This is a genomic window from Phormidium yuhuli AB48, assembly GCF_023983615.1.
GTDB classification, from domain to species: Bacteria; Cyanobacteriota; Cyanobacteriia; order Cyanobacteriales; family Geitlerinemataceae; genus Sodalinema; species Sodalinema yuhuli.
Map to the genome: position 1 here is coordinate 1,109,106 of NZ_CP098611.1, position 15,529 is coordinate 1,124,634.

A 15,529-nucleotide genomic window follows, 5' to 3' on the forward strand; every position below is an offset into this window, starting at 1 on the left:
GGGGTTGGGGTGGGTTCCCCTCCTGGGAGGGGTTGGGGTGGGTTCTCCGACTCCCACTCCATATCTTGTGGCATTTTTTGTGCAATTTGTCAAGCCCCAACCCTCATTTCCACCGTCTCATCTCGAACCCCTGGCTTGACAAAACTTAACCCTCAGACCCCCAACCGAACTCTCCATCACCTCAATCCCCTAACTTGGGGGAATCTCAAAGACTTTTTGGCGCAGCTGTTGGCAAATCCGAGACTCCTCGGCTAAGATGTCGGAGCCTGCGTACATTTTCTTAGACTGGGCTGATGCCACCCTCAAGGTCAGTTCTCAATAAAAACATCATTTACGTGACCGGATTACCCCGGTCTGGTTCAACCCTAACCTGCCAACTTCTGGGAGAACATCCAGCCATTTATAGTCCCGGTCACAGTTCCCCCTTACTCAGTGGACTGAGAACCCTGCAACGCCACCTCAGTGATAACGAGTTTTTGCTCTCCCAACTCGACCATCACTTTGAACCCGTCTATCAACGGCTGTTGAATGCCTATCGGGGATTTATCAACGGTTGGTTTGCCGAAACCGAGAAAAACTGGGTGGTTGATAAAAATCGAGGTTGGCTGAATTCCCTGGATTTAGCCCTACACCTAGACCCCAACTGTCGCCTGGTGGTTTGTGTCAGGGAACTGGGGCAAATTTATGGGTCGATTGAACAGCAACACCAGAAGACGCTTCTCCTAGACTTTCCCGATGATTTAGCCAATCTCACCCCTTACCAACGCTGTGAGCGGCTGTTTGCCCCTCAAGGAGTCGTTGGCGGTCCTCTGGGAGCGATTCAGGGGCTACAGGAGAGAACTCCAGAGCAGCAAGAACGGTTATTTTTCGTCGTTTTCGAGCATTTGATGAGCCAACCCCTGGAAGTCATGGGGGACTTATTCACCTGGTTGAACCTAGAACCGGTGAAGATTGACCCCCAAAACCTCACGGTGCGACCCTCAGAAGCCGATAGTTATTACCGCTTCAAATATCTCCATCAAACCTATCCCCAAATTCAGCCCCCAGGGAAACATCCGATTTCCTCTCGGATGCAAGTGGAACTGCAAACCTCTTATCGCTGGTTTTACGAGTTGTTCTATCCGGGACTCTTAGGTCCGGGACAGTAAGTATGAAGAAACCTAACCGTCACAGGGTCTTCAGAGTTTTTCTAGGTTTAGCCATTGGGTGTTGCGTTGAGTCGTTTATCCGAGTTCAAAGTTATGGCAGTTTTTCGAGTTAATCAAGCCACAGATAATGGTTTAGGCGATACAGAAGGAACCCTAAGCTGGGCAATCTTTAAGGCGAACCAAGACCAAGATAACCCTGCCACAATTGTCCTAGAAACCAATGTGACCATTACCGATGTGATGAAGCGGTTGATTAACAGCGACATCACCATTACCGGGAATGACCCGGATACCACGGAAATAGAGACACGCACCATTAGTGGTGGTGACGGGGATGAGAGGTTTCGCCCCCTGTTTGTCAAGTCAGGAACGGTCAACCTCAACAACTTGACTCTCACCAACGGTAAAGCCTTGGGTGGCAGTACTTTCGGGGGCGGCGGGGGTGCCGGGATGGGGGGTGCCCTGTTCATTTATGATGGGACGGTCACGATTGAGAATGCTCAGTTTACCAACAACCTTGCCCAGGGTGGGAATAGTGCTGTAACTGGACCGAGCTATAGCTATGGCGGTGCCGGGATGTTTGGTAATGCTGGCGGCTATGGCGGTGGCGGGTTGTTTGGTGGTTCAACCGGCAATGATGGCGGCTATGGCGGCTTGGGTGAGTATGGCGGCGGCGGCGGCTTGGCTCAGCCTGGCTATAGCGGCGGCGGCTTCGGCGGCGGCGGCGGCTATGGCGGCGTCGGCTTCGGCGGCGAGGGCGGCTTTGGCGGCGGCGGCGCCGCCGAGGGCGGCTTTGGCGCCGAGGGCGGCTTTGGCGGCGGCGGCGGCAGGGGCGGCGGCGCCGCCGCCGTGGGCGGCGGCGGCGGCAGCGGCGGCAGCTTTGGCGGCGGCGGCGGCAGCGGCTTTGGCGGCGGCTTCGGCGGCGGCGGCGCGGGCGGCGGCGGCGCGGGATTCGGTGGTGCCATTTTCATTCGCAGTGGCCGCCTGAGCATTGTCGATACCAGCTTCAGTAATAACAGCACCGAAGGTGGAACAGGGGCTAACCCAGGTCAGGGACTCGGCGGTGCTATCTTCGCCATGAAGTCCACCACTAACACGAACGGTAACAACCAAGGAATGCCTACCGAGTTGCCAAGCGTACAACTCCGCAACGTTATCTTCACCTCTAACAGTGCAGCCAACGCCGACGGGACTGCACCCGCAGATGGGGTCGGCGAAGACCAAGATAATAATGATATTTTCGGAACAACAATTGCCGAAACTGTCATCACCGGTGTCACCCTACCACCGAACCAAACCTACGGTATCGGAGATGAACTCGAATTTACCGTCACCTTCTCAGCGGCGGTGACTATCACCGGTGCGGTCTCCTTGCCCATTACCCTAGACACAGGAGGTGTGGTGAATGCCACCCTAGTGGATAATAATGGGTCACCTTCTACCACCCACACTTTCCGTTACACTGTTGTTGAGGGCAATGAGGATACCGATGGCATCGAGGTTGGCACGGCTTTAGTCTTACCTGCCGGTGCCAGCATTCAAAATGACGATGGCTTCACGGCTAACCGAACCTTAACTAATATCGGCGATACCACAGGCATCCTGGTTGATGGCATTCCACCGGATACAGGAATTGCACCCCCCCCCACACCAATTCCCACCCCAACTCCCACACCCACCCCAACTCCCATAGCAACCCCAACTCCCACTCCCACTCCCGAACCCGAACCCGAACCCGAACCCGACCCAACTCCCACCCCAGAAGTCTCCTGCGAACCCGGTCCCGGACAATTAATCTTCGGTCGGACTGGAGATTCCTTGTTCCTGTTCGGTCCAGAGGTCTTTGGAACCCAGGGGGACGACACCATCATCGGCGGCGAGGGAGCCAAAATTATCACCGCCGTCGGGGGTCGTAACCTCATATTTGGCAACACAGGAGATGACCTCATTCGCGGCGGCGATTGTGACGACACCATCTTTGGCGGCCAGGATAACGACACGATCTATGGCGGTGGGGGCAACGATATCCTAGTGGGAGATGACGGAGATGATGTCCTCTTTGGCGAACGGGGAGATAACCTCATGTTCGGCAATCAGGGTAATGACATTCTCCAGGCTGGTGAGGGCAATGACACCCTATTCGGCGGTCAGGGCAATGATATTCTCATTGGCGGACCTGGAGATAACCTGCTCTCAGGAGACCTCGGCGATGACACCCTCACCGGAGGCGGTGGCAATAACATCTTTGTCTTGCGAGACGATGGTGGAGAAAATCTCATCACCGACTTTCAGGTGGGAGCCGACCGCATTGGACTCTCTCATGGTCTAACATTTGAAGTCTTGGAGTTCACTCAACTCGATGAGCAACTGCTGTTAGCCGTCGGCGGGAAAACCCTAGCGGTGTTACCGGAGGTGAGCCAGGAGCAACTGAACTCTCCCGCCAATTTTATCACCCTGAACTGGTAGGAGTCTCGTCCTTTATCGTGATGTTTTTGCTCACCGACATCTTTCGCCGAGATTGAGGTGGAGGGGCTGACATCTTGTGGCATTTTTGGTGCAATTTGTCAAGCCCCAATCGCCAAAAAAATTAACCTATCCAGAGCCAGTTCTTCGCTAAAATCAACTCGGTTCTGGATTGCGAAATAACCCATTATGGACGTACAAGCCGCCGTGGCCTGGAAAGCCGGCGAACCCCTAAGCCTAGAAACCGTGCAACTCGACGGTCCCAAAGCCGGAGAAGTCATGGTAGAAATCAAAGCCACTGGAGTTTGTCATACCGATGCCTATACCCTCTCCGGCGATGACCCCGAAGGACTCTTTCCCGCCATCTTGGGTCATGAAGGGGCCGGGGTTGTCGTGGACGTAGGCGATGAAGTAAAAAGTCTTAAGGTGGGCGATCGCGTCATTCCCCTCTACACCCCCGAATGTCGCCAATGCAAATACTGTCTCAGCGGCAAAACCAACCTCTGTCAAGCCATTCGTAGCACCCAAGGCCAAGGCGTCATGCCTGATGGAACCAGTCGTTTCTCCCTCAACGGCGAAAAAATCCATCACTACATGGGAACCTCCACCTTCGCCAACGTCACCGTTCTCCCGGAAATCGCCGTCGCCAAAATCCGAGATGACGCACCCCTCGACAAAGTCTGTCTCATCGGTTGCGGCGTCACCACCGGAGTCGGGGCCGTCATCAACACCGCCAAAGTCGAACCCGGTTCCAATGTTGTCGTCTTCGGCTTAGGGGGAATTGGCCTCAACGTCATTCAGGGGGCCCGTCTCGTCGGGGCCAACCAAATCATCGGCGTCGACCTCAACCCCGCCAAACGGTCCCTAGCCGAGACATTTGGCATGACCCATTTCATCAACCCCAACGACGTCGACGACGTAGTAGCCGCCATTATCGACCTCACCGACGGCGGGGCCGACTATAGCTTTGAATGTATCGGCAGCGTCAAAGTGATGCGTCAGGCCCTCGAATGCTGCCATAAAGGCTGGGGAGAATCGGTAATTATCGGCGTCGCCGGGGCCGGCCAAGAAATCAGTACCCGTCCCTTCCAACTGGTGACCGGTCGAGTTTGGCGAGGAACGGCCTTTGGGGGGGCCAAAGGTCGCCGAGATGTCCCCAAAATTGTCGATTGGTACATGGACGGCAAAATCGACATCGACAGTCTCGTCACCAACATCATCCCCATCAACCGCATCAACGAAGCCTTCGACCTGATGCACGCCGGGGAGGCCATTCGTACCGTTGTCACCTTCCCCGAATCATGACTCTAACCCTCAGCCAAGACCGTCGTTCCTTTGGCGGGAGTACCCAGTTTTACCAGCATTTCTCCCAATGCTGTCAGGCCCCGATGCGGTTTTCCCTCTATCTCCCTCCCCAAGCGGCCCAATATCGAGTTCCCATTCTCTATTGGTTATCGGGGTTAACCTGTACCGAGGAGAACTTTATCAGCAAAGCCGGGGCCCAACGGTTCGCCGCCGAGTATGGATTGCTGTTGGTGGCCCCAGATACCAGTCCCCGTAATTTGGGACTTGCGGGAGAAGACGACCGTTGGGACTTCGGGAGTGGGGCCAGCTTCTACGTCGATGCAACGGAATCTCCCTGGGCCAAGCATTATCAAATGTATTCCTATATCACCGAGGAACTCCCGGCCCTAATTGCCGAGAATTTCCCGGTGGATGCCACTCGTCAGAGTATTTTCGGTCATTCGATGGGGGGTCATGGGGCCCTGGTTTGTGCCTTGCGTCATCCGTCTCGCTATCAATCGGTATCAGCATTTGCCCCCATTGCGGCCCCCATGTCTTGTCCCTGGGGAGAAACCGCATTTCGCGGCTATTTAGGGGAGAATCGCCAAACTTGGTTAGGGTATGATGCCAGTGAGTTGGTGAAAACTTCTGCCTGGGAGGGTCCGATTTTGATTGACCAAGGGGAAGCGGATTCCTTTCTCGGGGAGGGTCAATTGTTACCGGAACGCTTCGAGGCCGCTTGTCAGCAGGCTGGGGTTGACCTCCGCTTACGGCGGCAACCGGGGTATGACCATAGTTACTATTTTATTGCCAGTTTCATGGAAGACCATTTACGCCATCATGCTGAGGCGTTAGATTGTTTTTGATGGAGAAGGCAATAGGCAATAGGCAGTAGGCAGTAGGCAGTAGGCAGTAGGGATAACCCACCCCTACCCCTCCCAGGAGGGGATTTTGCGTAACTTCTTAAAAAATCTAATGGTTCGCCATGACACGCCTTAACTTTGATACCCAAACCATGACGTTTCGCCAACTTTTGGGTAACGGAGTCACCTACCAAGTTCCCCCGTTTCAACGGGATTACGCCTGGGGAGAGGATGAGTGGGAGGATATTTGGCAGGATATCAATACCTTATTTGAGGAGGAGGGAGAAACGGCTCATTATATGGGCTATCTTGTCCTGCAATCTTCGGATTATAAACATTTTACCATTATTGATGGTCAACAACGGATAACGACCCTCAGTCTTCTGATTTTGGCAGGGTTGTCTCTTTTACAGGATTTAATTACCGCCGACATCGATAGTCAGAGGAATCAACGCCGCCAACAACAATTACAAAATAGTTATATTGGTGATGTGGACCCGGTGAGTCTTCTCTCGTACCCCAAACTACAACTCAATCGCCATAGTAATCGCTTTTATCAAACCTATTTAGTTCCCTTAGATCGGATTCCAAATCGGGGCTTGAATGGGTCAGAACGTCAGCTACGCAAGGCATTTTTTGGGTTCAAAGACCGTCTTCAGGAACGTCAGGGACTGGGGGAAGATAGGGGTCAGGAGATTGCCAAATTTGTCGATGTTTGGGTGGACAAGCTGGTGTTTACCGTGATTACGGTGACGGATGAGTTGAATGCGTTTAAGGTCTTTGAAACTCTCAATGCTCGTGGAGTTCGTCTTTCTTCTACAGATTTACTAAAAAACTATTTGTTTTCACTCTTGAGTCAGGGCGATCGCCACCCCCTTGAGGTGGAGTCGTTAGAACTGTTTTGGGAGAGAATTGTCGGTCTTTTAGGCCAGGAGAGTTTTCCCGAGTTTTTGCGTATTTTTTGGAATCGCCAATATCCTTTAGTTCGCAAACGAGACTTGTTTAAAACCCTCAAACGTCAGATTACGACCCGAGAACAAGGATTTGCACTCTTGCGGTCATTAGATAGATGTGCTGAAATTTATACGGCTCTCCAAGATGTCCAGGATGTTAACTGGACAGCATCCGAGAAACGCAGTTTACAAGCATTAAGGCTGTTTGAAACTCGTCAAAGTCTATCTTTTTTAATTGCCTGTTATGAGCGTTTTTTTGAGAGCGATCGCCCCGTTTTTACAAGAATTTTAAAGGCAATTTCAGTCATTTCTTTTCGTTATAGCGTAATTTGTGGATTACCCAATTATGACCAAGAACGACGCTATAATAACATCGCCCGGAGGATTCATGAAGGAACCCTGAAACCCTCATCTGATGTCTTTCGGGAATTGCGATCGCTCACCCCTGAAGATAAACCCTTCAAAGCGGCATTTATTAACAAATGCTTTCCCACATTTCAACGTCAAAACAAACAGATTGTTCGCTATATTTTGTTTAACATTGAAAAACAAAACTATGGACGAGAATTTGACCTAGAAAGTGCCAGTTATACCCTAGAGCATATCCTGCCAGAACATCCTGGAGCTGACTGGGATGATCTTGACGACTCCCAACAGGAGCAATTGCGATATCGCTTAGGAAATCTTACCCTATTAGAAGCGTCTCTCAACCGTCAAGTTGGCAATCAAGGCTATCCTGTGAAACGAGATATCTATGCTGAAAGTCGCTTTGGAATCACCCAGGCGATCGCGGAACAGTATGATGAGTGGAATGGACAAAAAATTGAATCTCGCCAACGACAATTAGCCAATATCGCCGCCGGAATTTGGCGATTTGAGTTTCCTTAAAATTGTCATAAATCATATTATACCATGTTTTGATAGGCTGGCCACACATCCGATAGCGAGGAGGGCGAACAGCCGTTCGCCCCTACAAGGAATGATTAACCCCAATTAAGACTCATGACGTTGCAAAATCTCATCCAAATTCTCCCCTCGGGGTAACTCCAAGAAAACGCGATCGCCATCCTCCAAACCGGCCAACACCTGAATCCGATTCCCCAGAGTTGGGCCCAACGTCACCGACTGAAACTGAGGACGGCCCTCCTCATCAGGAACCAAAACCCCCGCCTCCCCTTGACGAGTCACGATTGCCACCGTCGGTAAGACTAACGCATTGGGGAGGCGATCGCCCAAAAACGTCAAATCCACATTCATCCCCGAGCGTAACTGCTCCAACCCCGTCACAATATCCAAACGCACCTGAAACAGCGTCACATCCCGCTCCACAATCGCCTCAGGCGCAATCAAGCGCACCTCTCCCTGAAACACCTCATCCGGGAACGCATCCGCCACAATCTCCACCACCTGGCCCGCTTGAATCTGATTAATATCCGCCTCAGGAACCTTCGCCAACACCTCCAACCCTCGCGCCAACGCCACCACCGACGTCGAAGTCGCCGAACTCACCGTCGAAGCCGACGTCGCCGGAGTCACAAACGCCCCCTCATCCGCATAGCGTTGAGTAATAATCCCAGAAAAGGGAGCGCGAACCCGAGTATCCTCCAACTGAATCCCCGCAAAACGCACCTGGGCCTCCGCCTCCATCACATCGGCCCGAGCTTGAGCAATCGTTTCCCGACGAGTTCCCCGCAACAACTCATCTAACTGAGATTGAGCCTGAGACACATCCGTCTCAGCCGAAGCCACCTCCGCCTCGGCCCGCTCAACTTCCTCCCGACGGCTCCCACCGCGAATACGCTCCTCACGTCGCTGGGCCTCAACTCGGGCCGACTGAGCCTGTTCAACCGCCGCCTGGGCCCGACGCAGTTCATCCTCACGGCGATCGAGTTCCTGACGAGAAATGGCCCCATCCTGATACAACTGTTCATGACGTCGCAACTCCCCCTGAGCCAGCATCAGACGAGATTCTGCCTCGCGAATCGTCGATTGTGCTCGATTCACCGCCGCTTCCGCCTCCGCAATATCTTCAGGACGATTTCCCGCCCGCAATTGAGCTAAATTGGCTTGCGCACCCGCCAAACGAGCCTCCGCCTGACGCACCGCTCCCCGAGCGCGATCGATTTCCTCGGGCCGGGCCCCAGTTTCCGCTTCTTCTAACCGGGCCCGAGCGCGCTCCAGACGAGCTTGAGCCTGATCCAACTGACTCAAGAGTTCCTGATTCTCCATCTCCGCCACAATCTCCCCCTGGCTGACTTCATCCCCTTGTTCGACATAAAGCCGTTCTAATCGTCCTTGGGTTTTCGGGCTAAGATTGACTCGTTGCACCGGTTGCACCTCCCCAGTGGCTTCGATGCGTACGGTGACATCCGCCGGTTCAACGGCCACGGTGAGTTCATCAAGGCTAACTCGGGAGTTGGAACGACGACTGGTGATTCCGGCTACGGCTGCGGTTCCTAAAAGAATTGCCGCAGTGGCTCCGATAAGCCAGCGGCCGGGATGTTTGAATCTGTTGGAGAGGGGAAGTTCCATGGGAGAGGCAAGAGGGAGAGGGGAACCACGGAGGCACAGAGGACACGGAGGAGAGAGGGAGAAGAGAGGGAGGAGGAGGGACTTTGCTTATATTCTAACTGTTCATTCCCTTGAATGACTTTTGATGCACATTTTTGTTTTTTTGTCAATATTACATCTGAAATTTATCAATTCGTAACAATCTGTGGGAGTCATCTAGTAGCAACGAGTACAACTTGTTAGCATAGGGGGATATCTTTCAAGGACTGTCTAGAGCCATCAGTGAGCCTTCAGCTTGAATGTCTAGCCTACGGTGTAGGTCATGCCCAGGAGGGCCTATGTTTGCAACTGCGAATTGGCCCCTATCAGGTGCTGCTCGACTGTGGCATTCGGGATTTATCACCTCTGTTGGGCGATCTCCATCATGGCGCACCCCAAATTGATTGTGTCATCTCTAGTCATGCTCACGGGGACCATGCTCGGGGATTGTTGGCTCTGCGTCAGGCGTATCCCCATCTTCCCATCTATGCCAGTGAGGTAACGGCTCAACTGTTGCCCCTGAACTGGCTGCATCTGGGCGAGATTCCGGAAATCTGCCAAGCCTTACCCTGGCGGACAGCCGTGGAAATCGCCCCGCACCTATGGCTGGAACTGTTCCCGGCGGGCCATCTTCCGGGAGCGTCCCTGGTGCGTCTGACCTATGATGGGGGCGATCGCCCCTATTGTGCTGTCTATACGGGGGACTTTCTCCTCTCTAACTCCCGCCTGGCCGATGGCCTGCCCCTGGAAGAAGTCCGCAACTGGCATCCCGATGTTTTAATTGTTGAAGGGAGTTACGGAACGGCTCGTTATCCTCGACGACGGACTCAGGAAAACGAACTAGCCGAACGCATCAATCGCGCTCTGGCAGATAATCATCTCATTCTCATGCCAGTTCCTCGGTTGGGATTGGGGCAGGAACTGCTGATGTTACTGCGATCGCACCATCATTTTACTGGGCGCAACATTGACTTGTGGGTGGATGCTTCCCTGGCCGCCGGGTGCGATCGCTACCTGGAACTGCTGCCCCATCTTCCCACGGCCGTCCAAAACTTCGCCCGCCATCAACCCCTTTTCTGGGACGATCGCATCCGCCCCAGAATGCGTCGCCTCAACCCAGATACCCATTTGGGTGACGTTCCCACCATCCTCCTCACGGATATCGAGAGTGATTGGCAACGCTTCTGTGCCAATGACAACCGCTCCTGGCTGATTCTTTATCCCCTTCATCCCGGCCATCCCGGCCCCGATGACGGCCTCGATGACGCTCCTCAAATTCACCTAGATACCTATCTACTAAGTTCCCACTGCGATCGCTCAGGAACCAGTCAACTCATCCATAACCTGCGTCCCCAACATATTATCTTCGTCCACGGCTCCCCCAACTACCTCGCCGACTTAGCCAACCTCGAAGAACTCTGCAACCGCTATCAAATCCACTGTCCCGCCGCCGGAAAACTGGTGCAATTGCCCCTACGGGATAAACGGCCCCCCACTGAACTCCCTGACTCCCGCTACCAAGGAGAAGTCAGCGAAGATGGAAAACGAGTCATCTTCCATCTCGACAAAGCCCTCAGTCAAGACTCCCGTTGGCACAACTTCGCCGATACGGGCCTCGTGGAAACCCGCTGGCAAGGGGATGAGTTAGTGTTACGAGGCATCTCCCAACGGGAACTCCTGGGGCGAGAACGGGCCCTACAAATTCCCCCCAGTCTCCCCTGTTGTGCCAATTGTGCCTACTATCGCGCCCAGCAATGTTTTAATCCAGACTCCCCCCTCTATGGTTTTAAGGTAACGGCGGATGGAACCTGCTCGGTGTTTGAACCGCTTTAGGGGGGAAGGGGGAGAACCACGGAGTCACAGAGGACACAGAGGAAAGGAGGGGAAAGAGAGGGAGAATGGGTTACAGGACGTCTCGTTTGAGATAGGGTTGTAAGGCTTCGGGGACTTGAACGGTTTTGTCGGCGAGTTGATAGTTTTCTAGAATGGCGGCCATGGTGCGGCCGATCGCTAACCCGGAACCGTTGAGAGTATGGACGTATTGGGTGCCTTTTTTGCCTTTCTCCTTGAAGCGGATGTTACCCCGTCGTGCTTGGAACTCGCCACAATTTGAACAACTGGAAATTTCTCGATAGGTTCCAGCGGAGGGGAGCCAGACTTCTAAGTCATAGCATTTGTTGGCGCTGAAGCCGAGATCCCCGGTACAGAGTTCAATGACGCGATAGGGGAGTTTTAGGGCCTGCAGGATGGCTTCGGCGTTTTCTACCAGTTTCTGATGTTCCGCCTCCGACTGTTCTGGATGCACGAGTTTGACGAGTTCTACTTTATTGAACTGGTGTAGCCGGATTAAGCCTCGGGTATCTTTGCCATAACTCCCAGCTTCGCGCCGGAAACAGGGGGTATACGCACAATGGTGGATGGGGAGATCCTCGGCGTTGAGGATGTCATCTCGGTAAAGATTGGTGAGGGGAACTTCCGCCGTAGGGGAGAGCCAGAGATCGTCGTCTTGACATTTGAAACTCTCTTCGGCAAATTTGGGGAGTTGGCCGGTGGCTTCTAGGGAACGACTGTTAATTAAAACCGGGGGCATCACTTCTGTGTAGCCGGCTGCGATTTGTTGGTCTAGCATAAAGCTAATCAGGGCCCGTTCCAGGGCAGCTCCGGCTCCCATCAGGGCGACAAAACGGCTTTGGGCTACTTTGACGGCGCGATCGCTGACAATAATCCCCATCTCTTCGGCTAAGTCAATATGGGAGAGGAGTTTGTCAGACTTGGGTTTGTGTTCATATCCCCAGCGTCGAACTTCTACGTTCTCGGTTTCGTCTTTCCCATCGGGGGTGCTGGAACTGGGGAGGTTGGGGAGGGAGAGAAGTCGAGCCTGGAGTTGACTGCTAATCTCCTTTTCCCGGGGTTCGAGTTCCCCGAGTTGTTGTTTGAGTTGATTTCCTTCGGCTTTAAGCTGTTGGATCTCGTCACTGTCCACATCAGCCCCGGACTTCATTTTTTGTCCGATCGCCTTACCAATTTCGTTGCTGCGAGCCTGAAGCTGCGATCGCTCGGTTTCCAGTTCCCGTCGTTGGCGATCGAGGGCTTCAATCGGGGTTACATCATAGGTATCCCCCCGCCGGGCGAGTTGTTCTCGGACGGCTTGAGGGTTGTCTCGAATGAGTTTGATATCTAGCACAGTGGACGGTTACGGATAGAGGTTAGCAACAGAGGGAACAATCTCCCAGACCTGTATTTTGCCATGTTCCCAGACCTGAGAACATTCTAAACAAGGACAACCAGATGGGCGATCGCTTTGTATCCTAGAGGAATGATGCCATTTTTTGATAATAAACCGATGACAATACAATCACAATTTTCTCAACGCTCTGGGGGCGATCGCACCTTCGGAGGGATTCGGGTTGGGGTTTTGGCCCTGCTAGGGGCGATCGCCCTTTGGCTCTGTCCCTCCCCAGCCCTAGCGGTGAGCGTCTATAATATGCCTTTCGTCTCCCCCGGGGAAGATACCTGGATTCTCGATGAAGGGAACAGCATCAGCCGCATTAATGAACTCCAAATTGGCAAGGCCCTGGAAGAACTCCGCGCCCAAACGGGGGCCGAGGTGCGTTTTGTGACGGTTCGCCACATTGACTATGGGGAAACCATCCAGAGTTTCACCGATAAACTCTTTGAGAAATGGTTTCCCAATCCCGAGGAGCAAGCCAATCAGGTGCTCATCTCCCTAGATGTGGTCACCAATAACGCCGGAATCCGCGTCGGTGAGGGACTTTCCGACAAACTCACCCCAGACATTGCCGAGAGTGTCGCTCAGGAGACGGTTCTCTATCCTCTAATTGAGGGGGATAAGTATAACGAAGCCTTCATCGACGCGAAAGACCGTTTGGTGGCGGTTCTCTCGGGCCAAGGAGATCCGGGCGCACCGGAATTGAAGGTGAAAGAGGTACAAGTTGAAGGAACTTTTGCCACCGCTGAAGAAACTGCCGAAAAACGGAGTGATGCCACCACCTTTGTGATTGTGCTGTTGATTGCAGCAACAGTCATTCCCATGGTGACCTACTATGCTCTCTATTCCTAACCTATCTTGAGTTCTTTCTGTGCATCTTGGGGTCGTACTGAGATACAGTTTGCCCTCAGATGCACATTTTTAAAGAAATAGGGAGCGCTTTATAGGATTGATTTAACCCCTGGGTCAGCCTTAACTTATCGACCGAACATGAAGTCAATAAAATCAATCTATTATAACAAGAAATGGTTTACTATTTCCAGCTCCATCGTCCTGTTCTTTAACCTATGCTTGTTAACGGCTCTCTATGTTGCCAGCGAACAAACCTATTATTGGTCAGATTTTGTAAACTATCAGTATTTTACAGAATATATTTTTGAGATTTATCAGGATTCACGGCTAGATGCTTTAAACTTAATCCTGAATTCACGAGATACAACCTCTTATAACCTTTTATTTACGGTTCCTTTATTGCCGGTGTTTGATATCTTTGGCTTGTCTCGATTCACCTATATTTTAAGCCTAGTCCTTTTCTACTTACTCCCGTTTGCCTTAAGCCTGGGAGCCGTGGCTACACAAATCATAAACGCTCCAGCACGTCAGGTTTTCTGGGGAACTGTCTTCCTGAGTTTACTCAGTCCATTTACCCTCGCAACCAGTTTTAGAGGTTTGCCCGATACCGGAGGAATGACCCTAATTTGTCTGGCCGTCTTTTTATATCTCCAGAGCCATCGAGCCAGTGCCAAAGTTCGTTTTCCCACTATCATCACCTTAATCGGGGTGGGACTTCTCTTAGCTGGGGCGATCGCCTTTCGTCGTCATTTTGCCTATAGCGTGGTGGCATTTCTAGGAGCGATGTTGATTTGGGAAGTCATGAGCTTTTGGAAATGGGGACTTGGGGCGATTATAGCGACCGTTTTACGAGTAACCACCATTGCCTTGTCCATCTTCCTGGCCTTGGCGATCGCCATGCCCAACTTCTTACAAGATAGCCTCAACCGGGATTATCGCAGTCTTTATCTATCGTTCACCCATCCCATTGGCGACGTCTTAAATTACTACGGCAATGGAGCGGGATGGTTACTGTGGGGGTTAGCCATTCTGGGCTGGTTGAGTATTCAAGACTCAAAACGGGGCGCATTTCCCTTCCTCTTGGGTCTTTGGGAAATCGGCTTATGGCTGGGAATCGTTCGCTATACCCATGTTCACTATACCCTCCATTTTGCCCCCTTCCTCGTCTGGGGCATCGCCGCCTTAATCTGGGAAACCCGCCGAGTTGGGGTCTTAGTTTGGATTTTAGTGGGTTTCAATGCGATCGTTGGCTTAACCCCCTTATCCTTACCCCAAGTTCCCGGGTTAGCCCAAGGATATCCGCCCTTAGTTCGAGACGATATTGCCCAAGTAGATCTCTTAGTCGCCGCCTTACGAGATATGCCGCAACCGGTGTATGTCGCTGCCTCCTCGGAACACCTCAACCCCGACTTAATCCGGAGTGCCGAACGACAAATTTACGGAGACGACCTCAAACTCGCTGTATTACGAGTTCCCCAAGTAGACTCGAGTGATGAGTATCCTCTGCGAGCCTTATTGCAGGCCCAAACCGTGGTGGTTCCCGATTCCTTTCAACATAGTTTACGCCCCGATGAACAAACCGTGGTGCGTGTCGTCTCTGATGCCTTTAATCAGGAATGGACGCTGATTCAGGACTTTTTGCGCTTGAACCGTCGCTTTAGTCTCTCCGATGTTGAAGTTCGACTCTATCGGCGCGTTCGAGATACCGATTTAGCAACTGCCATTGCCACCTTAGCCAAAATGCAGGCCGCGATCGCCCCCCGCTATGAGGGCCACCGGCAATGGGTGTCCATTCCCCCCCGGGCCCAAATCCAGAAAAGCCAGGACAGCCATGAAATATCGGGGGAAACGCCCCTATCCCTGTTATATCTACCCCCCCTGGAGGAAACTGGTACCCTAGAGGGGGAACTGGACTCAACCTGTCAGCAAGGACAACTGCAACTAACCCTTCACATAACCCTTCACAATCCAGCCGGAGACGCCGTACAACAGCAAGAGTTTCCCTTAACCAACGGTTCCTTTAACCATCCCCTCCCCCCCATAGACTCCCCCGGCTATATCAGTCTCTCCCTCACCAGTGATTCCCCCTGTTCCCTGAACCTAACCCTGAAAAATTGAGTACAATCAGCGAAATTCCCAGAGTTAGTCGGACATCTCTGAGGCGATCGTTTAAAATAGCGAGCAATT

10 protein-coding genes are annotated in these 15,529 nt (G+C 52.6%); 8 read left to right on the forward strand and 2 right to left on the reverse strand.

What is annotated here, in order from left to right:
• Nucleotides 1-335 precede the first annotated feature (335 nt).
• The 5 genes from NEA10_RS04760 to NEA10_RS04780 all read left to right on the forward strand — a co-directional run bounded on the left by NEA10_RS04760 (nucleotide 336) and on the right by NEA10_RS04780 (nucleotide 7,599).
• Nucleotides 336-1,148 carry a sulfotransferase family protein gene (locus tag NEA10_RS04760; protein ID WP_252664118.1) on the forward strand — a complete coding sequence of 271 codons (813 nt, stop codon included), beginning with the start codon at nucleotides 336-338 and terminating at the stop codon, nucleotides 1,146-1,148.
• 93 nt (nucleotides 1,149-1,241) lie between these two features.
• Entirely contained in the window at nucleotides 1,242-3,614 is a 2,373-nt protein-coding gene (locus tag NEA10_RS04765) for a calcium-binding protein (protein WP_252664119.1), read from the forward strand.
• Between the two features lie 186 nt (nucleotides 3,615-3,800).
• A complete protein-coding gene (locus tag NEA10_RS04770; protein WP_252664120.1) occupies nucleotides 3,801-4,916 on the forward strand; it encodes an S-(hydroxymethyl)glutathione dehydrogenase/class III alcohol dehydrogenase in 1,116 nt (371 codons plus the stop codon).
• The gene (gene fghA / locus NEA10_RS04775) at nucleotides 4,913-5,761 is read left to right on the forward strand and encodes an S-formylglutathione hydrolase (RefSeq protein ID WP_252664121.1); all 849 of its coding nucleotides are present in this window, start codon (nucleotides 4,913-4,915) and stop codon (nucleotides 5,759-5,761) included. The genes NEA10_RS04770 and fghA overlap by 4 nt, the downstream gene beginning before the upstream one ends.
• Before the next feature lie 119 nt (nucleotides 5,762-5,880).
• On the forward strand, nucleotides 5,881-7,599 hold the full coding sequence (locus NEA10_RS04780; RefSeq protein ID WP_252664122.1) for a DUF262 domain-containing protein: 1,719 nt from the start codon (nucleotides 5,881-5,883) through the stop codon (nucleotides 7,597-7,599).
• A 105-nt stretch (nucleotides 7,600-7,704) separates the two neighbouring features.
• On the opposite strand, the gene NEA10_RS04785 is transcribed toward NEA10_RS04780, so the two are convergent.
• A complete protein-coding gene (locus NEA10_RS04785; RefSeq protein ID WP_252664123.1) occupies nucleotides 7,705-9,243 on the reverse strand; it encodes an efflux RND transporter periplasmic adaptor subunit in 1,539 nt (512 codons plus the stop codon).
• 261 nt (nucleotides 9,244-9,504) lie between these two features.
• Here NEA10_RS04785 and NEA10_RS04790 point away from each other — a divergent pair, with 261 nt between their 5' ends.
• A complete protein-coding gene (locus NEA10_RS04790; RefSeq protein WP_252664124.1) occupies nucleotides 9,505-11,094 on the forward strand; it encodes an MBL fold metallo-hydrolase in 1,590 nt (529 codons plus the stop codon).
• Between the two features lie 70 nt (nucleotides 11,095-11,164).
• Here the strand turns inward: NEA10_RS04790 and serS are convergent, their stop codons facing one another.
• Entirely contained in the window at nucleotides 11,165-12,445 is a 1,281-nt protein-coding gene (gene serS / locus NEA10_RS04795; RefSeq protein ID WP_252664125.1) for a serine--tRNA ligase, read from the reverse strand.
• A gap of 159 nt (nucleotides 12,446-12,604) precedes the next feature.
• On the opposite strand from serS, the gene psb32 reads away from it, so the two are divergent.
• Nucleotides 12,605-13,342 carry a photosystem II repair protein Psb32 gene (psb32, locus tag NEA10_RS04800; RefSeq protein WP_252664126.1) on the forward strand — a complete coding sequence of 246 codons (738 nt, stop codon included), beginning with the start codon at nucleotides 12,605-12,607 and terminating at the stop codon, nucleotides 13,340-13,342.
• A 138-nt stretch (nucleotides 13,343-13,480) separates the two neighbouring features.
• Nucleotides 13,481-15,460 carry a hypothetical protein gene (locus NEA10_RS04805; protein ID WP_252664127.1) on the forward strand — a complete coding sequence of 660 codons (1,980 nt, stop codon included), beginning with the start codon at nucleotides 13,481-13,483 and terminating at the stop codon, nucleotides 15,458-15,460.
• Nucleotides 15,461-15,529: the final 69 nt, after the last annotated feature.

Bases quoted from the DNA above. Each gene is read 5' to 3' on its own strand.
- NEA10_RS04765 (WP_252664119.1), top strand. From the start codon at position 1,242: ATGGCAGTTTTTCGAGTTAATCAAGCCACAGATAATGGTTTAGGCGAT.
- NEA10_RS04770 (WP_252664120.1), top strand. From the start codon at position 3,801: ATGGACGTACAAGCCGCCGTGGCCTGGAAAGCCGGCGAACCCCTAAGC.
- fghA (WP_252664121.1), top strand. From the start codon at position 4,913: ATGACTCTAACCCTCAGCCAAGACCGTCGTTCCTTTGGCGGGAGTACC.
- NEA10_RS04780 (WP_252664122.1), top strand. From the start codon at position 5,881: ATGACACGCCTTAACTTTGATACCCAAACCATGACGTTTCGCCAACTT.
- NEA10_RS04785 (WP_252664123.1), bottom strand. From the start codon at position 9,243: ATGGAACTTCCCCTCTCCAACAGATTCAAACATCCCGGCCGCTGGCTT.
- psb32 (WP_252664126.1), top strand. From the start codon at position 12,605: ATGACAATACAATCACAATTTTCTCAACGCTCTGGGGGCGATCGCACC.
- NEA10_RS04805 (WP_252664127.1), top strand. From the start codon at position 13,481: ATGAAGTCAATAAAATCAATCTATTATAACAAGAAATGGTTTACTATT.